Source organism: Roseicella frigidaeris (assembly GCF_003258945.1).
GTDB lineage: Bacteria > Pseudomonadota > Alphaproteobacteria > Acetobacterales > Acetobacteraceae > Paracraurococcus > Paracraurococcus frigidaeris.
Genome location: NZ_QLIX01000004.1, coordinates 124,374 through 149,160 on the forward strand (window position 1 = coordinate 124,374; position 24,787 = coordinate 149,160).

A 24,787-nucleotide genomic window follows, 5' to 3' on the forward strand; every position below is an offset into this window, starting at 1 on the left:
CGCCGAAGCGTGCATGGCGCGGTTATGCGGAGCGGACCCGGGCCGGGTCAAGCACGGGTTGGGCGCCGCCGCTGCCGCTCACCGCAACTGGATACACGCCCGGCGTGACGTCGCGGCCGGGCGAGGCAGCCGGCCGCCGCCGCCTCAGCCCAGGGCCGCCCGCGCCGCCGCGGCATCCTCGGCGATCGCCGCCTTCAGCGTCTCGAGATCGGCGAATTTGGCATCCGGCCGCAGGAAATGCAGCAGCCGCACGCCGATCTCCTGGCCGTAGAGATCGCCCGACCAGTCGAAGACATAGGTCTCGAGCCGCGTTTCCGGGTCGCCGCCGAGGGTCGGCCGGCGGCCGATATTGGCGACGCCCTTGGCCTCCGTGCCGTCCGGCAGCGCCACCGTCACGGCATAGACGCCGCGCGCCGGCTCCAGGTGCCGCCCCAGCCACAGATTGGCGGTCGGCCAGCCCAGCACCCGGCCGAGCTTGTCGCCATGCACCACCGTGCCGCGGATCTCCCAGGGGCGGCCGAGCATGCCGGTCGCCCGCTCGGGATAGCCGTCCTGCAGCGCCCGGCGGATGCGGGTGGAGGAGATGGGGCCCTGGGCATCGGTCAGCGGCGGCACGATGGTCAGGCCGATCCCGGCCGCCTCGGCCAGTTCGGAGAGCCGCTCCGCATCCCCGCCGCGGCGATGCCCGAAGGCGAAGTCCTGGCCGCAGGCGAGGTGCACGGCGCCCAGGCCCTGGCGCAGCACCTGCTGGAAGAAGGCCTCGGCCGGCATGGCGGCCAGCGCCTCGTCGAAGCGCAGCGCATAGACCACCGCCGCGCCGGCCGCCCCCAGCGCCGCCGCCTTGGCCGGCAGCAGGGTCAGCCGGAAGGGCGGGTCGTCGGGGCGGAAATGCTCGCGCGGATGCGGCTCGAAGGTGAGCGCGGCGAGCGGCGCGCCGGGCCGCGCCTGGTGCGCCGCATGCAGCACGGCGAGGTGCCCGCGATGCACCCCGTCCATGTTGCCGAGCGCGATGCTGGCGCCGCGCAGCCCCTCCGGCACGTCGTGCCAATCCGCGACGACCGTCGGGAGGCGCGGGTCGGTCATTCCGCCGCCCGCGTCCCGGCGGCGATGGCGGCCTGGGGGCGGGCGGTGCGGCTGGGGACGGAGACATAGGCCTCGCCCTCCAGCACCGGCTTGCCCCGCACGGCGCAGACGGTGCGCAGCGTCGCCCGGTGCTTCTCCGGGTGCAGCGCCAGCACCTCGACGGTGGCCGTCACCGTCTCGCCGATCCGGACGGGGGCCCGGAATTGCAGGCTCTGCGCCATGTAGATGGTCCCCGGGCCGGGAAGCTGCGTCCCCAGCACCTTGGTGATCAGCCCGGCCGCCAGCATGCCATGGGCGATGCGCTCGCCGAAGATCGTGTCCTTCGCGTAATCGGCGTTGAGGTGCATCGGGTTGGTGTCGCCGGTCACGGCGGCGAAGAGGACGATATCGGCCTCGGTGATGGTCTTGCCGAAGCTGGCCGTCTGGCCGACCGAGAGATCCTCGAAGAACATGCCGTCGGACATCGACGCTCCTGGGACTGGCTTGCGCCCCCAGCTACAGCGGATCGCGCCGGGGCGGAAGCGCCGGGCCGGAAGGGCACGGCCACGCTTTTCAGACCGGCCGGCACGGGGGACCATGCGGGGCCCGAGGGAAGGACCCCCCGCATGCCCGTGACCGAGATCGGCTCCTCCGACCGCCTGCTCGCCGAGCTGCGGGGCTGGGTGGAGATGGAGACGCCGAGCACCGATGCGGCGGCGGTGAACGCCCTGCTCAGCCGCGCCGAGGCCGAGCTCGGCGCCGTCGGCGCGGCGCTGGAGCGGCTGCCCGGCCGGGACGGCTATGGCGACACGCTGATCGCCCGCACCCCGGGCGAGGGGGCGCCGGTGGTGGTGGCCGGGCATCTCGACACGGTCTGGGACCATGGGACGCTGGCCGGGCCCATGCCCTTCCGGGTCGAGGGCGCGCGCGCCCATGGCCCTGGCATCTACGACATGAAGGCCGGCAGCTTCCTCGCCTTCCACGCGGTGCGGGAGATTCTGCGCCAGGGCACCCGGACGCGTCGGCCGATCACCCTGCTGCTGACCCCGGACGAGGAGGTGGGCAGCCCGACCAGCCGCGCCCCGATCGAGGCGGCGGCGCGGGGCGCCTGCGCGGTGCTGATCCCGGAGCCGGCGGGCGGGCCGCAGGGCGCCTGCGTCACCGGCCGCAAGGGCACGGGCGGCTTCACCATGACCATCGCCGGGCGCAGCGCCCATGCCGGCGGCAACTGGTCGGAGGGGCGGAGCGCCGTGGTGGCGCTGGCCCAGGCCATCCTGAAGGTGCATGCCCTGACCGATCTCGGGCGCGGCGTCACCACCAACGTGGCGCCGGTCTGGGGCGGCACCCGGCCGAACGTCATCCCGCCCGAGGCCGGCTGCCGGATCGATTTCCGCGCCCCGAGCCTCGCGGAGGCGGAGCGGGTGGTGGCCGAGATCCGGGCCCTGGCCGGCGAGGCGGACGGCCTCTGCATCACGCTGGAGGGCGGGCTGAACCGGCCGCCGCTGGAGGAGGGGCCGGCCAACCTCGCCCTCTACGAGACCGCCCGGGCGATCGCCGCGCGGCAGGGCTACGACCTGCCGAAGCAGCAGCGCGGCGGCGGCTCGGACGGCAATTTCACCGCCGCCCTCGGCATCCCGACGCTGGACGGGCTCGGCTGCACCGGGGCGGGGGCGCATGCGCCGGAGGAGCATATCCGCTGGCAGGACCTGGCGCCGCGCGGGGCGGTGCTGTGCGAGCTGTTGGAAACGCTGGGGTAATACCACCGGCCGTTGCTGGTGACCCATCGACGGCCCCCTCAGGCACCGGGCGGTTTGCCCCGCGAACCTTGGCTTCGCGCCGTCGCGCCGTCAGGCGCGCCTGACGGCGCGACGCGCGGCGCCCATCCGGGCGCTCGGCAGGAATGGGCCATTCATGCCGTATTCGCCTCAGGCCATAGGGGCGTCACGCCTGCCGCGGCGGGGCAAGGGGGGGGGTGGCGCTACTGGGCCGGCTTCTCGGCCTCGCCGGCCAGCGCCGCGGCGACCGGCGCGGCCGGGGCGGGCACCACCACGGGCGGGCCGGGCAGCGCCGGCACCATCTGCTTCAGCACCCCGATGGCGGCATCGGCGGGCGCCTCGGCCGGGGCGGCCGGGGCCGGCTTCGTCTCGCCGGCGGCGGCCGGCGCCGGCTTCGCCCCCTCGCGCCGCGGCCCCGGCAGGGTGGCGACGGTGTAGTCCGGCACCACGCGGGCCTGGTTGCCGGTGATCACCAGCACCTTCTGGCCGATGACGAGCGGCACCTTGTCGATCTGGGTGACGGAGAGGAGCTCCTCCTTCTCCGTGCGCACCACATATTCGAAGGCCTCGGAATCGACCGCGGCGGATTCGCTCGCCCGGCCCACCAGCCCGCCGACCAGCGCGCCGCCGACCCCGCCGAGCGCGGCGCCGATGCCGCCCCCCGGGGCCTGGGCGCCGATCACCCCGCCCGCGGCCGCGCCGGCCGCCGCGCCGGTCGAGCCCTCGGCGCTGATCTGCACCTTGCGCAGGCCGACCACCACGCCCTGCTCCACCTTGTTCGCCTGCTGCACGGCGCGGGTGGCGTAGGTGTCGGGCGAGTAGCGCTCCCCGCAGGCGGCGAGGCCGAGGAGCAGCACGGGGAGGGCGTATCGGAACAAGAAGCCGAGGTCTCCGAGGAAGGCCGGCCAGCGGCAGCGGCCCGGGCGCGCCGCCTTCTAGATGAAACGGCAACGGCCTGCCACCTCCGGGCGCCCAGGGGCGGCCGGCGCGACTCGGCGCTTGCCCCGAGGGCCCCCGGCGTGCTTTACGCGCCGCTTCCCTGCCGCCCGCGGAGGCATCGCGCGCGGCTATGCCCGTTTGCGCCCTGGCATCCTGCCGGTGGCCTCGGGCTGAGACAGCCAGAGGGAGATCCCATGCCACTTTATGAAAGCGTGTTCATCGCACGCAACGACGTCACGCAGCAGCAGGTCGACGCCATCGCCGACCAGATCACCGCGACCCTCGGCGAGCAGGGCGGCGAGATCAAGAAGCGTGAATACTGGGGCCTGCGCGGCCTCGCCTACCGCATCAAGAAGAACCGCAAGGGGCACTACATGCTCCTCGGCATCGACGCCTCGCCGGCGGCGATGCAGGAGGTCGAGCGCCAGCTCGGCCTGAACGAGGACGTGCTGCGCGTGCTGACGCTGCGCGTCGAGGCGATCGACGAGGCGCCCTCGGCCATCCTGGCCCGCCGCGGCGAGGACCGGGAGCGCGAGCGCGGCTTCCGCGGCCCGCGGCCGCCGGGCCGCTTCAGCAGCGGTCGCCGCGACCGCGGCGACGAGCGCGAGGAATTCCGCGCCCGGCCGCGCGAGGAAGTCGATCCCAATGCCGGTGGCGAGGAGTAAGCCAGCATGTCCGAGACCACGCCCGACCTGACGCCCGCCGCCCGCCGCCCGGCCGTCGGCGCCCGCCGGCCCTTCTACCGCCGCCGCAAGTCCTGCCCCTTCTCCGGCCCGAACGCGCCGAAGATCGACTACAAGGACGTGCGCCTGCTGAGCCGCTTCCTCTCCGAGCGCGGCAAGATCGTGCCGAGCCGCATCACCGCCGTCTCGGCGAAGAAGCAGCGCGAGCTGGCCAATGCCATCAAGCGCGCCCGCTTCCTCGCCCTGCTGCCCTACGTCATCAACGACTAGGCCAGGGGCGGGGCGCGGCTTGCCGGAACCGAGGGAGCGATGGGTGCCGTGACGGCGACCGGGCCGCAGGGCCAGGGGCAAGGGCAGACCCTGTCCAGCCATCCCGGCCTGCTGGCCGCGGGGGCGGCCGGCTGCATCTCGGCCCTCTGCGCCCTCTGGGCGATGCGCGGCCTGCCGCTCGGCACCGGCGTCTTCTGGCTCGCCTCCTTCCCGCTCTTCGCCGCCGGGCTCGGCTTCGGCCCGGCGAGCGCGGTGGCGGCCGGGCTGCTGGCGCTGCTGCTGGTCGCCGTCTCGGCCGGGGGCTTCGCCGCCCTGATCTACCTGGTGCTCTTCGGGGTGCCGGCGCCGCTGCTGGTGGCCGCCGCCTTCCGGTCAGGGCCGGGGATTGCAGGACCGGGCGGAGGACAGGGCGGCCGGTTCGGCCTCTCCCTGCCGCTGGCGCTGCTCGGCCTCTGGCCGCTGGCGGTGCTGTTCGGCGCGGCGGTCCTGCTCGCCGATGACGGCGGGCTGGAGGCGGCGCTGCGGGAGACGCTGACCCTCTCCCTCGCCCGGTTCGGCCTGCCGGCGCAGGAGGCGCTGGTGGCGGAGCTGGTGCGGGTGAAGGCCGGCGCCATCGGCTTCTGGGGCGCGGTCTCCCTGCTGGCCAATGCCGGCGCCGCCACCGCCTTCCTCGCCCGCCGCAACCTCCTGCCCGGGCCGAAGCCCGACTGGGCGGCGGTGCGGCTGCCGAACTGGTACCCGCTGCTGCCGGGGGCGGCCTTCGGCCTGTTCCTGGCGGCGCCGGAGGAGGGCGACCTGGTGGCGCTCTCGGCGCTGCTGCTGCTGCTCGTGCCGCTCTTCCTGCAGGGGCTGGCCGGCGTGCATCGCAGGCTGCGCGGCCGGCAGGGGCGGCGGCCGATGCTGGTCGCCTTCTACCTGCTGCTGGTGCTGTTCCTGCAGGTGATCGGTCCAGGCCTGGTGGCGCTGGGCCTCTATGACCAAATCCAGCGGCGCCAGGCGCCGCGCCAAAGCTGACGAAAGGCGCAAGCCATGATCGAACTGATCCTCATGCAACGGGTCGAGAAGCTCGGCCAGATGGGCGAGCTGGTGAAGGTCCGCCCGGGCTATGCCCGCAATTTCCTGCTCCCCAAGGGCAAGGCGATCCGCGCCAATGCGGACAACCTGACGCGCTTCGAGGCGCAGCGGGCGCAGCTCGAGGCGCAGAACCTCAAGCGCCGCGAGGAGGCCGAGCGGATCGCCGAGCGCGTCACCGGCCTGACGGTCACCATCATCCGCCAGGCCGGCGAGTCCGGCAGCCTCTACGGCTCGGTCTCGGCGCGCGACATCGCCGACGGGTGCAAGGAGGGCGGCCTGACCGTCTCCCGTTCGCAGGTGCTGCTGGAGCAGCCGATCAAGACGCTCGGCCTGACCAATGTCCGCGTCGAGCTGCACCCCGAGGTGCACATCACCGTCGTGGTCAATGTCGCCCGCTCCCTCGAGGAGGCCGAGCGCCAGGCCCGCGGCGAGGAGATCCTGCGCGAGGAGGAGCCGAGCCTCGAGGAGGAGCTGCGCGCCGAGATCGGCGCGGCGATGGACGCGGACTAGGACCCCCGCCTCCCGGGGTCCGGCCCCTGGCGGGCTGGCCTCAGATGGGCTGGCCTCAGATGGGCTGGCCTCAGATGGGCTGGCCTCAGGGGGATCGGCGCCCATGGCGCTGAGCGGCACCGCCCTGGTGCTCGGCGCCTCCGGCGGCATCGGCGCGGCGCTGGTCGAGGCGCTGCAGGCCAGCGGGCGCTGGCGGCAGGTGATCGGCCTCTCCCGCCGGGGCGAGCCGCCGCTCGACCTGACCGAGGAAGCGACGCTCGCCACAGCCGCGGCGCGGCTCGAGGCGACGGCGCCGGACCTGGCGCTGGTGATCCTCGCCACCGGCCTGCTGCACGAGGCCGGGCACGCCCCGGAGAAAAGCTGGCGGCAGCTCGATCCGGCCTGGATGGCGCGCGTCTTCGCGGTGAACGCCATCGGCCCGGCCCTGGCCATGAAGCATCTGCTGCCCCGGCTCCGGCGCGATGGCCCGGCCGTCTTCGCCGCGCTCTCGGCGCGGGTCGGCAGCATCGGCGACAACCAGCTCGGCGGCTGGTGGAGCTACCGCGCCTCGAAGGCGGCGCTGAACCAGCTGCTGCGCACCGCCGCCATCGAGTTGCGGCGGGTCAATCCCGGCGCGGCCTGCGTCGCCCTGCATCCCGGCACGGTCGAGACCGGCCTTTCCGCCCCCTTCGCCCGGAGCGGCCTCGCGGTGCAGCCGCCGGCGCTCGCGGCGCAGCGTCTGCTGGCGGTGCTGGAGGGGCTGGGCCCGGCGCAGTCGGGCGGCTTTTTCGACCATCGCGGCGCGCCGATCCCATGGTAATCAGCCCGCCTGCGACGGAGACGGGTGGCAGATGGCCGGTGGCGCCTTCGGGCCCTGGGTGGAGCGGATCGCCGGGTTGATCGGCAGCGGCCGGGACCGCGGCTGGGTGACGCGCGCCGAGATCGGCGCGGCGCTGGAGGGGCCGGCCTCCTCGCCGGCCTTCATCAAGGAGGTGCTGGCGGCGCTGGCCGATATGGGCATCGCCGTGCGCGGCCGGCCGCCGCCGCCGGACCAGGCCTTCACCCGGCTGGTCCGCCTCGGCCGGGCGCGCGGCTATGTCACGGTCGACGAGCTGAATGCGGTGCTGCCGCCCGGCCTCTCGGCGGAGGCGATCGAGCTGCACCTGGCCCGGCTCAGCGATCTCGGCATCGAGGTGGTGGAGCGGGAGCCGGGGGAGTAGGGACGCCCCGCGACGCCGCAGCAGGGCAGCGGTGGTTGCGATGGGCGCTCCAGGGCTCGCCCCCGATGCTGCCCCGGCCGCCTCAATCCGGCTCGATGCGGGCGCGGCGGATCACCTCGGCCCAGCGCCCGGCATCGGCCTGGATCAGCCGGCCGAGCGCCTCCGGCGGCTCCTCCACCGGCTCCAGCCCGAGCCCGGCCAGGCGTTCCGCCAGTTCCGGGCGGCGCAGGCCGGCGACGAGGGCGGCGTTCAGCCGGGCGAGGATCGCCGGATCGGTGCCCGCCGGGGCGACGATGCCATGCCAGCCCACCGCCTCGGCGCCGGCGAGGCCGGCCTCGGCCAGGGTTGGCACCTCCGGCAGGGCGCCGGTGCGCCCGCCGGAGGAGACGAAGAGACCGCGCAGCCGGCCGGCCCGCACATGGTCGGCCACCGCGCCGATATTGATCAGCACGCCCTGCAGGCTGCCGCCGAGCAGGTCGTTCACCGCCAGCGCGCCGCCGCGATAGGGCACATGCGTCCAGCGGATCTCGGCCGCCGCCTGGATCTGCTCGCCGAGCAGATGCGCCAGGCTGCCATTGCCCGGCGTGCCGACCGCGACCGGCGCGCGCCGCGCCAGCGTCACGAACGCCTCGAGGCTCTGCGCCGGGCTGTCGGCCCGCACCACCAGGATCTGCGGCACCCGCACGCCCTGCGCCACCGGCGCGAAGCCGGTGACGTCGAAGCCGAGCCGCGGGAAGAGCGCCTTGTTGATCGAGAGGCTGTCGGAGCCGGCGAGCAGCGTGTAGCCGTCCGGCTTCTGCCGCGCCGCCTGCTCGTAGCCGATGTTGCTGCCGGCGCCGGGCAGGTTCTCGACCGGACAGGCCTGGCCGAGCGCCTCGGCGAGCTGGCGGGCGAAGAGGCGGGCGACGATGTCCTGGCTGCCGCCCGGGGCGACCGGCACGATGTAGCGGATCGGCCGCTCCGCCGGCCAGGCGGCGGGCATGGCGAGGGCGGGCCGGGCGAGCGCGGCGGCACCGGCGAGGGCGAGCAGGCCGCGGCGCGTCGGCCGCGCGGGATGGCCAGGCATCTCAGGCCGCCAGCCGCCGCCGCAGGCCGAGCCCGCCGCCGGGCGGCAGCGGCCCGTCCTGCGCCGGCTGGTAGGCGATGTCGACCACCGCGCGCGAGCGCTGCCATTGCGCGGCATCCGCGCCCTCCGGCAGCTCCACCGTGCTGACGCCGCAGCGCTGCAGCATCCGCCACTGGTCGGGCAGCACATGGCCGGTGGCGCGGATCTCGCCGGCGAAGCCGAAATGCTCGCGCAGCGCCCGCGCCTGGGTGAAGGCGCGGCCATCCTTCGATTTCGGCAGCAGCACCGCGATGAGGGCGAGGCGCGGCAGCAGCTCGGCGATCTCCTCCGGCTGGGTCGCCGGGTCGAGCAGCAGGCCGAGCGGGGCGTTGCGGCCCGCGGCCGCCTCCGCCCGCAGCCGCGCCAGGCTCAGCAGCGCCGGGGCATCGGGCAGCGGCGCGTCGTCGGCAACCCGCACCCAGGCATCCGCGACGAGGTGGCCCTTCGCATCAAGCACCGGCATAGAGCGCCTCCTTGAACGGCCCGAGGCCGATGCGGCGATAGGTGTCGACGAAGCGCTCGCCCGCGGCGCGCTCGGCCAGATAGGTGCGGAGGATGGTCTCCACCGCATCCGTGACCTTGTCGTAGGGGAAGCCGGGCCCGACCAGCTCGCCAAGCGCGGCATCGTTGGTGGCGCTGCCGCCGAGGGTGATCTGGTAGCTCTCGGCGCCGCGCTTATCGACGCCGAGGATGCCGATATGGCCGATATGGTGGTGGCCGCAGGCGTTGATGCAGCCGGAGATGTTGATGAAGCACTCGCCGATGGCGTGCTGCCGGTCGAGATCGGCGAAGCGCTCGCTGATCATCTGCGCCACCGGGATGCTGCGGGCGGTGGCCAGCGCGCAGTAGTCCATCCCCGGGCAGGCGATGATGTCGCTGACCAGGCCGATATTCGGCGTCGCCAGCCCGGCCTCGCGCAGCCCCTGCCAGACCGCCGGCAGGTCCTCCTGCCGGACATGCGGCAGGACGAGGTTCTGCACGTGGCTGACGCGGATCTCGCCGAAGCCATGCCGCTCGGCGAGCGCCGCCACCGCCTCCATCTGCTCGGCCGAGGCATCGCCCGGGATGCCGCCGATCGGCTTCAGCGAGATGGTGACGGAGGCATAGCCCGGCTGCCGGTGCGCCCGCACGCTCTGCTTCGCCCAGGCGGCGAAGGCGGCATCGCCGGCCAGGGCCGCGGCATAGGCGGGCGGAGCATCGGTAAGGCGGGCGAAGGGCGGCGGGGCGAAATGCGCCGCGATGTCGGCGACCACCTCCGGGTCGAGCCGGTAGGTCGGCTGCGGCAGGCGGGCGAATTCCCGCTCCACCCGCTCGCGGAACTCCTCGCCCAGGTCGCGCACCAGGATCTTGATGCGCGCCTTGTAGATGTTGTCGCGGTTGCCGAGCGCGTTGTAGACGCGCAGCACGGCCTCCAGATAGGCGAGCAGCGCCTCCTCCGGCACCCAGTCGCGCAGCTTCGTCGCCAGCACCGGGGTGCGGCCGAGGCCGCCGCCGGCCCAGACCTCGAAGCCGATGGCGCCCGCCGCGTCGCGCTTCACCACCAGCCCGACATCATGCACCTGCATCGCCACGCGGTCCTGCGGCGCGCCGGTGATGGCGATCTTGAACTTGCGCGGCAGCCAGGTGAATTCGGGGTGCAGCGTCGACCACTGGCGGATGATCTCGGCATAGATCCGCGGGTCCGCCGCCTCCTCCGGGTCGGCGCCGGCATATTCGTCGGTGGTGGTGTTGCGGATGCAATTGCCGCTGGTCTGGATGGCGTGCATGTCGACATCCGCGAGGGCGCGCATGATGTCGGGCACGTCCTCCAGCCGGGTCCAGTTGAACTGGATGTTCTGGCGCGTGGTGAAGTGGCCGTAGCCGCGGTCCCAGCGTCGGGCGATCATCGCCAGCTGGCGGAGCTGCGTCGCGTTCAGGATGCCGTAGGGGATGGCGATCCGGTACATATAGGCGTGGAGCTGCAGGTAGAGGCCGTTCATCAGCCGCAGCGGCTTGAACTCGTCCTCGGTCAGCTCGCCGCCGAGCCGGCGCGCGATCTGGTCGCTGAACTCGGCGATGCGCTCCTGCAGGAACTCCCGGTCCACCTCGTCATAGCGGTAGGTGCGGGCATGCGGCGGAAAGGCCGGGTCCGGCAGGGCGATCGGTTCGACGAGGGCATTCATCGGCGGGTCTCCCCTCGCTCAGGAGGCAAGGCGATAGGCGGGCGGCTCCGCCGCATGGCTCTCGCGCGGCTCCGCCTTGGCATGGTCCTCGCGCGGCTCCGCCGCGTGGGCTTCGCGCGGCTCCGCCGCGACCGCGACGCTCGGCCCCTGGGCGCGGAGCCGTTCGCGGAACTTCACCGGCACCGGCCGGCCGGCCTCGAGCGCCACCTCGGCGCCGTAGACGCCGACGACGCGCTGCGCCCGCTCATCCTGCTGCGCCAGGGCCAGGCCGGCGGCGGCCTCCTCGGGCGGGAAGACGGCGGCCTCGGCCACCTGCTCCACCCAGCGCCCAGCCGCGGCCAGCCAGACCACGCGGCCATCCCGGAGCCGGTTGGCGGTGAAAACCATGGGCGCGGTGGCAGGCTTCGCCTTGGCCGGGCTGCTCATCGGCTGGGATGTCCTCGCAGAGGGGCAACGGCTGCACGACCGCCGCTGGTGTGAGGCGAGATTTAACTGTGGATTCCGGTATATTCAATAGAACCCACGAGAGCCCAGGCCTGGGCCGCCGCGCGCCCGGTGCATGGCTCTGTCGGAGCGCCCGGGGTCGGGGCTGGTTCCACGGAATTGGGGCGCCGTGCCGGGATGCCGTCGCTCGGCGCCCACGGATCTCAGTTACACGAACATCATGCGTGGATCAGGGAGCGACGGCTCATGCCAACGGCATGAATGAGTCATTCAGGCCGAGCGCCTGGACGGGCGCTGCCGGTCGCGCCGACAGGCGCGCCTGACGGCGCGATGCGGCGAAGGCCCCGGCAAACCGGAGGGTTGCGCCCGGCGCCAAGGAGACTGCCCATGGGGGCCGTTGCTGGGACACCAGCAGCGGCCGCCCGTATCATTCGGTCCGCAGCGCCGCCCCGGCCGCGATCGGCGCTAGCGGCAGGGCGCCGGCGAGCAGCGCCGCCAACAGCAGGAGATAGGGCCGCGCCGCGAGCCCGGCCGCCGCCGCCTCGATGCCGGCCGCCCCGAAGATGATGCAGGGAATGGCGAGCGGCAGCACCAGCAGCGGCAGCAGCACCCCGCCGCGCCGGGCGCCGAGCGTCAGCGCCGCCCCGGCGGTGCCGAGCAGGGAGAGGAAGCCGGCGGCGAGGCCGAGCGCCGCCATGGCGGCCGGCCAGGCCTCGACGGGCAGGTTCAGCATGGCGGCGGCGACCGGCGTCGCCAGCAGCAGCGGCAGCCCGGTGGTCAGCCAATGCGCCGCGGCCTTGGCCAGGGCCAGGGCGGCAGGGGCGAGGCCGGAGAGCAGGAGCTGGTCCAGCGTCCCGTCCTCGGCATCGGCGCCGAACATCCGGTCGAGCGGCAGCAGCGCTGCCAGCAGCGCCGCCGCCAGCAGCGCCCCGGGGGCGAGGCGCGCCAGGGTCTCCGGCGCCGGGCCGACGCCGAAGGGGAACAGCGCGGCGACCAGGACGAAGAACATCACCGCCGCCAGCGTATCCGCCGGATGCCGCAGCGCCAGCCGCAGCTCCCGCCCCAGCAGGGCGAACCAGGGCCCGCTCACAGCCGCAGCTCCCGCGCGCCCGGCAGGGGCAGCGGCAGATGCGTCGCCGCCAGCACCATGCCGCCCGTCGCCCGGTGCCGCGCCAGCAACCCGCCGAGCCGGGTGACGGAGGCGGCGTCCAGCCCCACCGTCGGCTCGTCCAGCAGCCAGAGCGGCGCCGGCTGGCGGAGCGGCGCGAGCGCCAAGCGCGCCAGCGCTAGGCGCCGCTTCTGCCCGGAGGAGAGCACCCGCGCCGGCAGGTCGGCGAGCGGCAACAGGTCGAGCGCCGCCAGCGCCGTGGCCGTCTCCCCGCCCCAGAGTTGGGCGAAGAAGGCGAGGTTCTCGCGGGCCGTGAGGGCCGGCTTCAGCGCATCCTGGTGCGAGAGGTAGCGCAGCCGGGCGGCATGCGCCGCGCGGTCGGCGAAGGTATCGGCCCCGTCCCAGAGCACCGTCCCGGCGGCCGGGCGCAGCAGCCCGGCCAGCAGCCGCAGCAGGCTCGACTTGCCCGCGCCATTGGCGCCGACCAGCAGCAGGGCCTCGCCCGGCGCCAGCCGGAAGGACAGGCCGGCGAAGACCGCCCGCTCGCCCCGGAGGCAGGCAAGCTCCTGTGCTTCCAGCATTCCTGACCAGACCCCTCGGACATCCGGCGCCGATGGACCGGGCCGCGCCAGCATGCTTAAACCCGCGCACGTGCTGCGCCGCAACGGCGCGCAGCGAGCGGAAAGGTTCCGGTTCATGCGGATGATCGGGCAGGACAGCCTGAAGACCCGCCGCACCCTCACGGTGGACGGCAAGACCTACCACTACTTCAGCCTGCCCGAGGCGGCCAAGAGCATCGGCGACATCAGCCGCCTGCCCTTCAGCCTGAAGGTGCTGCTCGAGAATGTCCTGCGCTACGAGGATGGGCGCAGCTACACGGTGGACGACGCCAAGGCGATCGCCGGCTGGCTGCCCGCCGGCAAGTCGGAGAAGGAGGTTCCCTTCCGCCCGGCGCGCATCCTGATGCAGGACTTCACCGGCGTGCCGGGCGTGGTCGATCTGGCGGCCATGCGCGACGGCATCATCAAGCTCGGCGGCGATCCGCGCCGGGTGAACCCGCTGGTGCCGGTCGACCTGGTGATCGATCACTCGGTGATGATCGACTATTTCGGTACGCCGGATGCGCTGCAGAAGAATGTCGATATCGAGTTCGAGCGCAACGGCGAGCGCTACGAGTTCCTCCGCTGGGGCCAGTCGGCCTTCAACAATTTCCGCGTCGTGCCGCCCGGCACCGGCATCTGCCACCAGGTGAACCTGGAATACCTGGCGCAGGTGGTCTGGACGGCGACCGATGCGGGCGACACCTACGCCTATCCCGATAGCTGCTACGGCACCGACAGCCACACCACCATGGTGAACGGCCTCGGCGTGCTGGGCTGGGGCGTCGGCGGCATCGAGGCGGAGGCGGCCATGCTCGGCCAGCCCATCGCCATGCTGATCCCCGATGTCATCGGCTTCAAGCTGCACGGCAAGCTGCGCGAGGGCGTCACCGCCACCGACCTGGTGCTGACGGTGACCCAGATGCTGCGCAAGAAGGGCGTGGTCGGGAAGTTCGTCGAGTTCTTCGGCCCGGGCCTCGACGACCTGCCGCTCGCCGACCGCGCGACCATCGGCAACATGGCGCCCGAATACGGCGCCACCTGCGGCTTCTTCCCGGTCGATGCCGCCACCATCCAGTACCTGAACCTCTCCGGCCGCGACGAGCACCGGATCAAGCTGGTCGAGGCCTATTGCAAGGCCCAGGGCCTGTGGCGCGACAGCGCGTCGCCCGAGCCGGTCTTCACCGACACGCTGGAGCTCGATCTCGGCACGGTGGAGCCCTCGCTCGCCGGGCCGAAGCGGCCGCAGGACCGGGTGGCGCTGTCGAACGTCGCCTCCGCCTTCGGCAAGGACCTCGCCGCCGGCGTCATGGGCGTGCCGGGCGACGAGGCCGGCAAGCGGGTGCAGGTCGAGGGCGCGAATTACGACCTCGGCCATGGCGATGTGGTGATCGCCGCCATCACCAGCTGCACCAACACCTCGAACCCCTATGTGCTGGTCGCCGCCGGGCTGGTGGCGAAGAAGGCGAACGCGCTCGGGCTGACGGTGAAGCCCTGGGTGAAGACCTCGCTCGCCCCCGGCAGCCAGGTGGTCACCGACTACCTCGCCCAGTCCGGCCTGCAGCCGCATCTCGACGCGCTCGGCTTCAACATCGCCGGCTATGGCTGCACCACCTGCATCGGCAACAGCGGCCCGCTGCCGGACCCGATCGTGGACGCGATCGAGAACAACAAGCTGGTCGCCGCCGCGGTGCTCTCGGGCAACCGGAACTTCGAGGGCCGCGTCCACGCCAATGTGCGGGCCAACTACCTGGCCTCGCCGCCGCTGGTCGTCGCCTATGCGCTGGCCGGCTCGGTCACCAAGGACCTGGCCAAGGAGCCGATCGGCAAGGGCGCGAACGGCCAGGACGTCTACCTGAAGGATATCTGGCCGACGCAGAAGGAGGTCTCCGACACCGTCCATGCGGTGGTGACGCGGGCGATGTTCCTCGAGCGCTATGCCGATGTCTTCAAGGGCCCGGGCCAGTGGCAGGCGATCCGGGTGGATGCGGACAGCGACACCTATCGCTGGAATTCCGGCTCCACCTACGTGCAGAACCCGCCCTATTTCGAGGGCATCACGCCTGAGGTGAAGCCGATCCAGCCGATCGGCGGCGCCCGGGTGCTGGCGGTGCTGGCGGATTCCATCACCACCGACCACATCTCCCCCGCCGGCAACATCCGCAAGACCAGCCCGGCCGGCGAGTACCTGCTGGAGCACCAGGTGCGGCAGGCGGATTTCAACAGCTACGGCGCCCGCCGCGGCAACCATGAAGTGATGATGCGCGGCACCTTCGCCAATATCCGCATCAAGAACGAGATGGTGCCGGGCACCGAGGGCGGCGTCAGCAAGCACTACCCCTCGGGCGAGGTGGCGCCGATCTACGACGTGGCCATGCGCTACAAGCGCGAGGGCACGCCGCTCGTCGTCTTCGGCGGCAAGGAATACGGCACTGGCTCCTCCCGCGACTGGGCGGCGAAGGGCACCTTCCTGCTCGGCGTGAAGGCGGTGGTGGCCGAGAGCTTCGAGCGCATCCACCGCTCGAACCTGGTCGGCATGGGCGTGCTGCCGCTGGTCTTCATGAATGGCGAGGACCGCAAGTCCCTCGGCATCCAGGGCGACGAGGTGATCGACATCGTCGGCCTCGAGGCCCTGAAGCCGCGGATGACGCTCGACCTCGTCATCACCCGCGCCGATGGCAGCAAGCACACCACCCAGGTGCTCTGCCGCGTCGATACCGCGGATGAGGTCGAGTACTACAAGAACGGCGGCATCCTGCACTACGTGCTGCGCGGGATGGCGAAGGCCGCCTGAGCCGCGCCGCCAGGGCGAGGACGCAAGGGGCCCGCAAGGGCCCCTTCGCAATTGGGGCCGGGGCCGGGCGTTCCCAGCGGCGCCGCTGCCGGTGTAGCCTCGCCCGACGGGAACAAGCCGGGCCGGCAAGGCCGCACCGGCGGGAGGAGGAGGGTCCGATGAGCAGCGTGCCGCTGGCGGAATCCAACCCGGAGGCGCTCGGCCTCGATCCGCGGCCCTTGCAGCGGCTCTGCGCCCTGATCGAGCGGCACATCGCCGAGGGGCACCATCCCGGCGCCCAGGTCGCGCTCGCCCGGCATGGCAGGCTCGCCCTGTTCCGCAGCTTCGGCCGGGCCCGGGTGGCGCCGGACCGCCCGGCCGACGACCGCAGCCTGTTCCTGATGTATTCCAACACCAAGGTGGTCACCGCCGCCGCCGTCTGGCTGCTGGCCGAGGAAGGGCTGCTCCGCTTCACCGATACGGTGGCGCAGCACCTTCCGGGCTTCGCCGCGCATGGCAAGGGCGAGATCACCATCCTGCAATTGCTGACGCATCAGGGCGGCTTCCCCTCCGCCGTGGTGCCGCCCGAGATCATGGGCGACCACGAGGCGGTCCGCCGCGCGGTCTGCGGCTTCACCCTGGAATGGACCCCGGGCAGCAAGGTCCGCTACCACCCGGCCTCGGCGCACTGGGTGGCGGCGATGCTGATCGAGGCCGTCACCGGGCAGGATTTCCGCCAGGTGATCCGGGACCGCCTCCTCGCCCCGCTCGGCCTGGCGGAGGAGGTCTTCGTCGGCCTGCCGGAGGCCGAGCATGGCCGCGCCGCCGATATCTACGACCCGCCGGCCGAGGGCCGCTTCCCGCCGCGCGAGGGGGAGAACCACGCGCAGCACCATCTGGCCGGCATCCCGGGCGGCGGCGGCTACGGCACGGCGCGCGGCATGGCCGCCTTCTACCAGATGCTGGCCCAGGGCGGGGTGCTGGGCGGGGTGCGGCTGTTCTCGCCGCGGCTGATCGCCTTCGTCACCCGCAATTTCACCGGCGACCGCATCGACGAATATATGGGCCTGCCGATGTGCCGCGGCCTCGGGCCGCATTCGCGCGGCGAGCACCCGGTGGTGCGCGGCCTCGGCGCCATCGCCCATCCACGGGTCTTCGGCCATGGCGGCGTCGGCTCCTCCTATTGCTGGGCCGATCCGACCAGCGGGGTGAGCTTCGCCTTCTTCTCGAATTGCCGGCAGACCGAGGAATTCCACAACCGGCGGATGGACATCCTCTCCAACCTGGCGCATGCCGCCATCCTGCCCGGACCGACGGACGGCGCCGGCGGGTAGCACGCGGCCAGCCTACCGGGCGGCAGGGTGCGCGGCCCGGAACGGCCGGCCATGTCGGCCGGACGGGGGGATAATGACACCCCCGTTCCCGAATGCTATAGTTTCAACCTCTTGGCAATGCGGGCCGCGAACGGCGTGCGGCCGCCGGCGGAACCATTTGCGGAATTCGGCATGGGCAGTGAACCCGACAGGGTCTCTCTCGATGGAATCATCGGGATATCCCTGTCCCTCGGGCCGCAGGCCCAGGCCTACCGGAGAGTCGACCTGCCGCAGGAGGTGCGTCCGCAATGAAGGCACAAGCCAGCGGCAAGCAGGCCGGCACGCGCGGTACCGCGAAACGTCCCGCTGCGAAGAGTGCGAAGCCGGTCGCCAAGCCGAAGCAGGTGGCGGAAGCCCGGCGCAGCGCCGCCAAGCCCGCCAAGCCGCCCAGCCCGAAGCCGGCTGCCCGGCCGGTATCGAAGCCCGCCGCGAAATCCGTGGGCCGCGCTGCCCCGGCGAGCAAGCCAGCCAGCAAGGCGGCGCCCGTGCGGCCGGCCGCCGCCAAGCCGGTGCCGCCGGCCCGTCCGGCCGCGACCAAGCCACCGGCCACGGCCGCCCGGCCGGCGCCAGCCAAGGCTCCGGCGGCGAAGCCCGCTCCCGCGGCCAAGCCGGCAGCCAAGGCTCCGGCTGCCGCCGCGCCGCCGCCCGCCGCCGCCCCCGCCATGCCGAAACCCGTCCATCCCAAGCCGGTCCCCGCACCGGCCCCGGCCGTCATGGCCGGAGGTCGCGCAACGGAGGCCGGGCGTGCCACCACCGCGCAGCTCGTCCCTCCCACCCCTTCGACCGCCCCGGCCCCGCCGGCGGCGCCGAAGCCCGCGCCCACCGGCCTTGCCGAGGCGCAGGCAGCCCCTCCCCTGCCCGCTCCCATGCCGCGGGGCAGCCCCATGGGGTCCTCCCCGGGCGGCCCCGGCCGCACCGGCGGGCCCCTTTCACCCCCACCGAGACAGCCTGCGAAACCAGTGGAATTCAAGACCGGCGACCATGTCGTCTACCCGACCCATGGGGTCGGGACCGTTCAGGGCATCGAATCGATGTCCGCCGCGGGTCACACCCTTCAGGTGATCGTCGTCACCTTCGACGAGAACCGCATGACGTTGCGCGTCCCGGTCAACAAGGCGGCCTCCTCCGGCCTGCGCAAGCTGGCGACCGATGGCGCGATGAAGGAGGCGCTCGACACGCTCCGGGGCAAGGCGCGCATCAAGCGCACCATGTGGTCCCGGCGCGCCCAGGAATATGAGGCGAAGATCAATTCCGGCGATCCGGTGGCGATCGCCGAGGTGGTGCGCGACCTGCACCGCAACGCCGGCCAGCCGGACCAGTCCTTCTCCGAGCGGCAGATCTACGAGCAGGCAATGGACCGCCTGGCCGCCGAACTCGCCGCCATCGACCGCACCGACAAGATGCAGGCGACCGACAAGCTGCTGCTGCACCTCAAGCAGGGGTGAGCCGGACTCCCGCGACGCTGCGCGGCGGCGGCGCGGGAGACCGTCGGCGCCTCAGCGCCGACCGAGCCGCAGGCTGAGCGCGAGAATGGCGGCGGCGGCCAGGGCGAAGGCCGCCGTCGATCCGAGGCCGCCGATCGCCAGCCCCACCACCACCGGCCCCAGCGACTGGCCGCCGAAGAAATGGCAGGCATGCAGCGCGACCGCCGAGCCCCGCGCCTCCGGCGCCACCTCGGTGACGCGCGTCTGGATGCTGTTGTGGATCATGTAGAAGCCGGTGCCGAGCACCAGGCCGGCGGCGATGAAGAGCGTGGCACGCGGCGCCAGGCCGAAGCCGAGCAGGGCGAGGCCGGCGAGCACCCCGCCGAGCCGGACCATGCGTGCCTGGCCCAGCCGCCGCAGCAGGGCGCGGGCGAGGGCGGCATAGACGAAGCCGCCGCAGCCGAAGGCGGCGACCGCGAGGCCGGCCTCGAGGCTCGCCCCCTCGCCGCTGCCGAGGCCGCGCGCCTGCAGCACCGGCGCCAGATAGGGGAAGGTGCCGAAGACCAGCATCCCCTCGAGGAAGACCGAGAGAAAGAGCAACCGCGCCGCCGGCATGCCGAGCAGCGCGCGGTAGCGTCGCATCGCCTGCATCGGCTCGAAGCGGCGCCGCGGCTCGGGCGCGCCGCCGAAGGGGATGACGAAGAGCAGCGCCGCGGTCAGCAGCGCGGCGGCGCCGCAGAGGCCAAGCACGCCGCGCCAGCCGAGCACCGGCGCCAGCACGCCGGCCAGCGCGCCGCCGGCGATCTGCCCGGCGATGGAGAAGACCACCACCCGGCTGAGCGCCACCTGCCGCTCCTCGATCGGCACCGCATCGGCAACCGAGGCGAGGGTGAGCGGCATGATCCCGCCGGCCGCCGCGCCGGTCAGCGCCCGCAGCACCGTCAGCGTGGTGAGATCCGGCGCGAGCGGCGCCAGCAGGGCGAAGACCGAGAGCAGCAGCAGGGCCAGCCGGACGATCCGCCGCTTGCCGAGGGCGTCGCCGATCGGGCCGAGGATGGGCTGGATGGCCGCGAAGGGGATGGCGAAGGCGGTGGCGAGCAAGGCCACGCGATCGGTCGAGGTGGTGAACTCCGCGGCGATCGTCGGCACGAAGGGATCGGTCGCCCTGACGCTGAGCGTTCCGGCGAAGGCGGCCAGGCCGAGCAGGAGGATGAGCCGACGGGCGGAGCCCGGCGCGCTCAGCGGCGTTGCGTCGGCGGTCGAGGGCGGCATGACGGCGGTATGCGCCGCTCCCGCCGGGGTGGCAAATGGCGGCTTGCCTGGAGAATCGATAATTTTTGCGGAACAAGGCTGGGCGGCGGCCGCAAGTTTGCGTAGGAAGACGCGATGACTTTCCGTAGCTTCGACAACGTCAAGGATCGGCTGGGAAACCAGGCGAAAGCGAAACAGGCCCTGCTGGAGCGATTCCGCGCCCGCCCCGCGGTCGACGACCCGGAGCGGCAGCGCAAGCTCGCCGAGCAGAAGGCGGTCGCAGAGGCGCGCGAGGCGCGCGCCGCCCTCCGCAAGGCGGAGCGCGAGGCCGAGGCCGCGCGGCGGGCCGCCGAGGCCAAGGCGAAGGCCGAGGCGGATGCCGCCGCGGCGCGCGAGCGGGCCCGGCAGGAGGCCGAGGCGCAGGCCATGGCCGCCCGCACCGAGGCCGAGCAGCGCGAGCGCGCCGTCCAGCTCGACGAGGAGAAGAAGACGCGGGCGCTGGCGCTGGCCGCCGAGCAGAAGGCGAAGCGCGACGCCCGCTACGCCGCCCGCAAGGCCCGGCAGCGCTGAGCCTCGTCGCCCGATCAGGGAAGGCCTGATCGGGATCCGGTTCGGCAGGCCGGCCGCCTAGAGCAGATCCCGATCAGGTGGGATCACCTGATCGGGTGAAGATGCTCTGAAAACAATAGGCTGGAGCATGTGCCGTGAACCGGCGTGAACGGCGAATGCTCCAGCGGCAGGCGCCGGGGCGCCCTGCGGGCACCCCGGCCCCGGGGTTCAGCCGCCCAACTCGCGTTGGACCAGCGCCGTCCAGTAGCGCACCCCGAGCGGTAGGGCGGCATCGTTGAAATCATAAAGCGGCGTATGGACCGGCCGGTAACTGCCGTCCTCGGCCACGCCGTTGCCGATCATGATGTAATTGCCGGGGCACTGGCCGAGCATGAAAGAGAAATCCTCCGAGCCGGTCAGCGGCTGCACCGCCGCATCCACCGCCGCCTCGCCCACCAGGTCCAGGGCGACCGCGAGCGCCGTCGCGGTGCGCGCCGGATCGTTCACCAGCACGTCGAAGATCCGCTCGTAGCGCAGCTCGGCCGTGCAGCCATGCGCGGCGGCGATGCTCTGCGCCAGCTCGCCCATGCGCCGCTCCAGCAGGGCGCGGATGCGCTCGTCGAAGCAGCGGGCGGTGCCGCGGACCACCAGCTCGGCCGGGATGACGTTGGGCGAGTCCCAGATGCCGCCGGCGATATGGCCGACGCTGACCACCGCCGATTGCAGCGCCGGGACGTTGCGGCTGACGATGGTCTGCAGCGCCATGACGAGCTGCGCCTGGGCCACGGTCACGTCGGTCGCCAGATGCGCCCCGGCGCCGCCATGCCCGCCGGTGCCGCGCAGCGTCACCGTCCAGGTGTCGCCGGCCGCCATCATCGGCCCCTCCCGGCTGCCGAAGCGGCCGACCGGCATGCCGGGCCAGTTATGCATGCCGTAGAGGCTCTCGACCGGGAAGCGCTGCAGCAGCCCGTCCGCCAGCATCGCCTGGCCGCCGCCGATCCCCTCCTCGGCGGGCTGGAAGATGAAATGCACGGTGCCGGCGAAGTCGCGGTGCCGCGCCAGGGCCTGGGCGGCGCCGAGCAGCATCGTCGTATGCCCGTCATGGCCGCAGGCATGCATCTTCCCCGGCACGGTGGAGGCATAGGGCAGGCCGGTCGCCTCCAGGATGTTGAGCGCATCCATGTCGGCGCGCAGCCCGATGGCGCGCGGGCCCAGATTGGAGGTTGGCGGGCGGCTGCCGGTCAGCGTGCCGACCACGCCGGTGCGGCCGACGCCCTCGGTCACGGCCAGGCCCCAGTCGCGCAGCAGCCGGGCGACGATGCCGGCGGTGCGGTGCTCCTCGAAGCCGGTCTCGGGATGCGCGTGCAGGTCGCGGCGGAGCGCCACCAGGTCGGGCGTGATGGCCTCGATCGTGGCGTCGATGGCGGTGCTCATGGTCTTTCTCTCCCTTCTCATACCAATGGCATGACTGCGTCATTCAGGCCGAGCGCCCGGATGGGCGCCGCGCGTCGCGCCGTCAGGCGCGCCTGACGGCGCGACGCGGCGAAGGCCCAGGCAAACCGGAGGGTTGCGCCCGGCGCCGAGGGGACTGCCCATGGGGGCCGTTGATGGGTCACCAGCACCGGCCGTTCGTATCATGCGTCGAGCGCGGCGCGCCCGGTCTCCGGCATGGCGACCATGGCGAGCAGGCTGATGACGCTCGCGGCGATCATGTAATAGGCCGGCGAGAGTGGGTCGCCGGTCACGCCGATCAGCCAGGTCACCACGAGCTGGGTGGTGCCGCCGAACACCGTCACGGTAAAGGCGTAGGAGATGGACAGCCCGGCGCTGCGCACGGCGCGGGGCAGCATCTCCGGGATGGCGACGAGGCTGGCGGCGCCGCTGATCGCGGCCAGCGCGGTGGTGAGGGCGGTGACGCCGAGCAGCGTCGCGGCGCCCGGCGCCTGCACCATCAGCAGATAGGCCGGATAGGCGATGAGGGTCAGGGCCAGTCGCGGCAGGATCATCACCGCGCGCCGCCCGACGCGGTCGGAGAGCCAGCCGCCCACCGGGGCGAAGACCAGCACGCCGAGCCCGACCACCACCGTCGCGGCGATGGAGAGGCTGGCCGGCAGGTGCAGGGTGGTGATGGCATAGGTGGTCATGTAGCTGCCGATGAAATTCGACACCGTGGCGGCGAGCAGCAGCGGCACCGTCAGCAGCAGCGCCTGGCCATGCGACCCGGCCAGCCGGCGCAGCACCGCGGCGGCGCTCGCCTCGGCGGCGTGAGGCCCGGCCTCGCCCGCCGTCTCGGGCAGGGCGCGGCGGATATAGAGGCCGACCGGGACGATCAGCAGGCCGAGCAGGAAGGGAATGCGCCAGCCCCAGCCCTGCATCTGCTCGGCGCTCAGCACCAGCGAGAGCAGGACGCCGATCAGCCCGGCGCAGAGGGTGGTGGCGCCCTGGCTGGCGATCTGCCAGCTCGCATAGAGGCCGCGGCGGCCGGGCGGGGCGGATTCCAGCAGATAGGCGGTGGAAGGCCCGACCTCGCCGCCCAGGGCGAAGCCCTGGATCAGCCGGCCGAGCACGATCAGCGCCGGCGCGGCATAGCCGATGGTGGCAAAGCCCGGCGTCAGGGCCAGCAGCAGCATCCCCACCGCCATCAGGCCGATGGTCAGCAGCATGGCGGGCTTGCGGCCGGCGCGGTCGGCATAGGCGCCGATGACGATGCCGCCGATCGGGCGGGTGATGAAGCCGACGCCGAAGGTGGCGACCGAGAGCAGCAGGGTCACCCAGGGGTCGCCGGCCGGGAAGAAGGTGCGGCCGATCATCACCGCGAAGAAGGCATAGGTGGTGAAGTCGTAGAATTCGAGCGCGTTGCCGATCACCGCGGCGGCGACGCCACGGCGGCTGGCGGCGGGCGCGGCGCGACGGGCGCCGATCGGGGCGGGCTCGATCGGGGCGACGGCCGCGGGCCGCGCCATGCTGGCCATGGCGGGGGAAGAGCCGGACATGCGGAGCTCCTGTCGGCCGGCGGTGCCGGTCCGCTTGCATGATGGGTGCGGAAAGCCGGTCGCAGGGGCGGGCGGCAGGCTCAGGCGGGGGAGACGCGGGACGCGGTGGGCGCGGCTGCCTTATGTGGCTGCCCGCCCGGCGCCGCCAGGGCCTCCTCACCGTCCGGCGGTGAGGAGGAGCCAGGCGGATCGGCCGTCAGGCGGCGCGGCGGAGATCCGCGGCCGGGGCGGTGCCGATCGCCTCCGCCACCATCTGGGCGGTGGCGGCGGAGAGCGTCCAGCCGAGATGGCCATGGCCGGTGTTGTAGAAGACGCCGGGGCGGCGGCCGGCGCCGATGCGCGGCATCAGGTTCGGCGTCATCGGCCGCAGCCCCGCCCAGGGCACCACCCGGGCGGTGCTGACGCCGGGGAAGAGCTCCTCCGTCCAGCGCACCAGCGGACGGATGCGGTCCATGCGGATGTCGCGGTTCTCGCCGTTGAACTCGGCGGTGCCGGCCACCCGGAAGCGGTCGCGGCCGAGGCGGCTGGTGACGATCTTGGTGGCGTCGTCGAGCAGGCTGACCGTCGGCGCCGCCGCCTGGCTGGCGGCGTCGTCGAGCTGCACGGTGATGGAATAGCCCTTCACCGGATAGACGTTGATGCGGTCGCCCAGCATGGCGGCGAAGCGGCGGCTGGCGACGCCGGCGCAGACCACCACGGCATCGGCGCGCAGCGTCTCGGCCGCGAGCGCGACCGGGTTGCCCGCCTGGGCGGCGCCGGCCGGCCTCCAGGCGATGGCGATGCCGGCGGCGTCATGGGTGATGCCGGTGACATCGGCCTCGAAGAGGAAGCGGGCGCCGCGGCGCAGGCAGGCCTCGGCCAGGCCGCGCGTGTATTTGTGGATGTCGCCGGTGGCGTCCGACGGGGTGAAGAAGCCGCCATGCCAGCGCCCCTGCAGGGCCGGCTCGATGGCCTGCATCTCCGCCGGCGTCACCGCCCGGCGGTCCAGCCCGCCCTCGGTCAGCAGCGCGTTGACGCGGGCGGCGGCGTCGAAGCCCGGCTTGTCGCGGTAGACATGCAGGATGCCGCGATGCTCGACATCGAAGTCGATCCCCTCCTGCTCGGCGATGGAGAAGAGGTATTTCCGCGCCTCGATCGCCAGCCTGGTGGTGGCGGTGGTGTTGGCGCGGTAGTGGCGGATATGGGAGACGAACTCGCCGAGCCAGGAATACTTGTGCAGGCCGGGGCGCGGGTTCAGCAGCAGCGGGGCATCCGCCTTCAGCATCCACTTCATCCCCTTGAGGATGGTGGCGGTGCTGTTCCAGACCTCGGCATTGCAGGCGGAGAGCTGCCCGCCATTGGCGAAGGAGGTCTCCATCCCGGCATAGCGCTGGCGATCGAGCACGACGACCCGATGGCCGCGCTGCAGCAGCGCATAGGCGGTGGTGACGCCGGTGATACCGGACCCGATGACGGCAATGGTGCTCACGGCACGCTCCAAGACGCGGGTTCGCA

24 protein-coding genes are annotated in these 24,787 nt (G+C 73.1%); 11 read left to right on the forward strand and 13 right to left on the reverse strand.

Annotation, left to right across the window (positions count from 1 at the left end; all coding sequences use genetic code 11):
• Positions 1-144: 144 nt before the first annotated feature.
• Positions 145-1,083, reverse strand: coding sequence for a bifunctional riboflavin kinase/FAD synthetase (locus DOO78_RS07865; RefSeq protein ID WP_111469196.1), 939 nt, complete (start codon positions 1,081-1,083; stop codon positions 145-147).
• Positions 1,080-1,547: a MaoC family dehydratase gene (locus DOO78_RS07870; protein WP_111469197.1), complete on the reverse strand. Its 468-nt coding sequence runs from the start codon at positions 1,545-1,547 to the stop codon at positions 1,080-1,082. Before DOO78_RS07870 ends, DOO78_RS07865 begins: the two co-directional genes overlap by 4 nt.
• A gap of 141 nt (positions 1,548-1,688) precedes the next feature.
• Here DOO78_RS07870 and DOO78_RS07875 point away from each other — a divergent pair, with 141 nt between their 5' ends.
• A complete protein-coding gene (locus DOO78_RS07875) occupies positions 1,689-2,819 on the forward strand; it encodes a M20 family metallopeptidase (protein ID WP_111469198.1) in 1,131 nt (376 codons plus the stop codon).
• Between the two features lie 221 nt (positions 2,820-3,040).
• Here the strand turns inward: DOO78_RS07875 and DOO78_RS07880 are convergent, their stop codons facing one another.
• Positions 3,041-3,715: a hypothetical protein gene (locus DOO78_RS07880; RefSeq protein WP_111469199.1), complete on the reverse strand. Its 675-nt coding sequence runs from the start codon at positions 3,713-3,715 to the stop codon at positions 3,041-3,043.
• 255 nt (positions 3,716-3,970) lie between these two features.
• Between DOO78_RS07880 and rpsF the strand changes: the two genes are divergently transcribed.
• The 6 genes from rpsF (at position 3,971) to DOO78_RS07910 (ending at position 7,512) form a co-directional block, all read left to right on the forward strand.
• On the forward strand, positions 3,971-4,441 hold the full coding sequence (rpsF, locus tag DOO78_RS07885; RefSeq protein ID WP_111469200.1) for a 30S ribosomal protein S6: 471 nt from the start codon (positions 3,971-3,973) through the stop codon (positions 4,439-4,441).
• 6 nt (positions 4,442-4,447) lie between these two features.
• Complete coding sequence (gene rpsR / locus DOO78_RS07890; RefSeq protein ID WP_111469201.1) at positions 4,448-4,729, forward strand: 30S ribosomal protein S18; 282 nt, start codon at positions 4,448-4,450, stop codon at positions 4,727-4,729.
• A gap of 39 nt (positions 4,730-4,768) precedes the next feature.
• Complete coding sequence (locus tag DOO78_RS07895; RefSeq protein WP_111469202.1) at positions 4,769-5,743, forward strand: DUF2232 domain-containing protein; 975 nt, start codon at positions 4,769-4,771, stop codon at positions 5,741-5,743.
• A 15-nt stretch (positions 5,744-5,758) separates the two neighbouring features.
• A complete protein-coding gene (gene rplI, locus DOO78_RS07900; RefSeq protein ID WP_111469203.1) occupies positions 5,759-6,313 on the forward strand; it encodes a 50S ribosomal protein L9 in 555 nt (184 codons plus the stop codon).
• A gap of 103 nt (positions 6,314-6,416) precedes the next feature.
• Positions 6,417-7,112: an SDR family NAD(P)-dependent oxidoreductase gene (locus tag DOO78_RS07905; RefSeq protein WP_111469204.1), complete on the forward strand. Its 696-nt coding sequence runs from the start codon at positions 6,417-6,419 to the stop codon at positions 7,110-7,112.
• A 31-nt stretch (positions 7,113-7,143) separates the two neighbouring features.
• Positions 7,144-7,512, forward strand: a complete 369-nt coding sequence (locus DOO78_RS07910; protein WP_111469205.1) for an RNA polymerase sigma factor region1.1 domain-containing protein — start codon at positions 7,144-7,146, stop codon at positions 7,510-7,512.
• Positions 7,513-7,594: 82 nt separating this feature from the next.
• Here DOO78_RS07910 and DOO78_RS07915 read toward each other — a convergent pair whose 3' ends face one another.
• From DOO78_RS07915 to ccmA, 6 genes are all read right to left on the reverse strand, one after another.
• Complete coding sequence (locus DOO78_RS07915; RefSeq protein WP_165838782.1) at positions 7,595-8,578, reverse strand: Bug family tripartite tricarboxylate transporter substrate binding protein; 984 nt, start codon at positions 8,576-8,578, stop codon at positions 7,595-7,597.
• A gap of 1 nt (position 8,579) precedes the next feature.
• Positions 8,580-9,080: a DUF934 domain-containing protein gene (locus DOO78_RS07920; protein WP_111469207.1), complete on the reverse strand. Its 501-nt coding sequence runs from the start codon at positions 9,078-9,080 to the stop codon at positions 8,580-8,582.
• Positions 9,067-10,779: a nitrite/sulfite reductase gene (locus DOO78_RS07925; RefSeq protein WP_207802828.1), complete on the reverse strand. Its 1,713-nt coding sequence runs from the start codon at positions 10,777-10,779 to the stop codon at positions 9,067-9,069. The genes DOO78_RS07920 and DOO78_RS07925 overlap by 14 nt, the downstream gene beginning before the upstream one ends.
• Before the next feature lie 18 nt (positions 10,780-10,797).
• Entirely contained in the window at positions 10,798-11,205 is a 408-nt protein-coding gene (locus DOO78_RS27855; protein ID WP_243634450.1) for a DUF2849 domain-containing protein, read from the reverse strand.
• A gap of 445 nt (positions 11,206-11,650) precedes the next feature.
• Positions 11,651-12,313: a heme exporter protein CcmB gene (gene ccmB, locus DOO78_RS07930; RefSeq protein ID WP_111469208.1), complete on the reverse strand. Its 663-nt coding sequence runs from the start codon at positions 12,311-12,313 to the stop codon at positions 11,651-11,653.
• Complete coding sequence (ccmA, locus tag DOO78_RS07935; protein ID WP_111469209.1) at positions 12,310-12,912, reverse strand: heme ABC exporter ATP-binding protein CcmA; 603 nt, start codon at positions 12,910-12,912, stop codon at positions 12,310-12,312. Before ccmA ends, ccmB begins: the two co-directional genes overlap by 4 nt.
• Before the next feature lie 115 nt (positions 12,913-13,027).
• Between ccmA and acnA the strand changes: the two genes are divergently transcribed.
• The 3 genes from acnA to DOO78_RS28100 all read left to right on the forward strand — a co-directional run bounded on the left by acnA (position 13,028) and on the right by DOO78_RS28100 (position 18,521).
• On the forward strand, positions 13,028-15,724 hold the full coding sequence (gene acnA, locus DOO78_RS07940; RefSeq protein WP_111469210.1) for an aconitate hydratase AcnA: 2,697 nt from the start codon (positions 13,028-13,030) through the stop codon (positions 15,722-15,724).
• A gap of 158 nt (positions 15,725-15,882) precedes the next feature.
• Complete coding sequence (locus tag DOO78_RS07945; protein WP_111469211.1) at positions 15,883-17,037, forward strand: serine hydrolase domain-containing protein; 1,155 nt, start codon at positions 15,883-15,885, stop codon at positions 17,035-17,037.
• A gap of 287 nt (positions 17,038-17,324) precedes the next feature.
• Positions 17,325-18,521, forward strand: a complete 1,197-nt coding sequence (locus tag DOO78_RS28100) for a CarD family transcriptional regulator (RefSeq protein ID WP_243634451.1) — start codon at positions 17,325-17,327, stop codon at positions 18,519-18,521.
• A 51-nt stretch (positions 18,522-18,572) separates the two neighbouring features.
• Here the strand turns inward: DOO78_RS28100 and DOO78_RS07955 are convergent, their stop codons facing one another.
• Positions 18,573-19,772 (reverse strand): MFS transporter, encoded by a 1,200-nt coding sequence (locus DOO78_RS07955; protein WP_111469212.1) that lies wholly within the window; start codon positions 19,770-19,772, stop codon positions 18,573-18,575.
• Positions 19,773-19,886: 114 nt separating this feature from the next.
• On the opposite strand from DOO78_RS07955, the gene DOO78_RS07960 reads away from it, so the two are divergent.
• Entirely contained in the window at positions 19,887-20,321 is a 435-nt protein-coding gene (locus DOO78_RS07960; protein ID WP_165838783.1) for a DUF6481 family protein, read from the forward strand.
• A 207-nt stretch (positions 20,322-20,528) separates the two neighbouring features.
• On the opposite strand, the gene DOO78_RS07965 is transcribed toward DOO78_RS07960, so the two are convergent.
• The 3 genes from DOO78_RS07965 to DOO78_RS07975 form a co-directional block, all read right to left on the reverse strand.
• Entirely contained in the window at positions 20,529-21,734 is a 1,206-nt protein-coding gene (locus DOO78_RS07965) for a M20 aminoacylase family protein (protein ID WP_111469213.1), read from the reverse strand.
• Between the two features lie 200 nt (positions 21,735-21,934).
• Positions 21,935-23,293: an MFS transporter gene (locus DOO78_RS07970; RefSeq protein ID WP_207802829.1), complete on the reverse strand. Its 1,359-nt coding sequence runs from the start codon at positions 23,291-23,293 to the stop codon at positions 21,935-21,937.
• Positions 23,294-23,489: 196 nt separating this feature from the next.
• Positions 23,490-24,761 carry a D-amino acid dehydrogenase gene (locus DOO78_RS07975; protein WP_111469215.1) on the reverse strand — a complete coding sequence of 424 codons (1,272 nt, stop codon included), beginning with the start codon at positions 24,759-24,761 and terminating at the stop codon, positions 23,490-23,492.
• Positions 24,762-24,787: the final 26 nt, after the last annotated feature.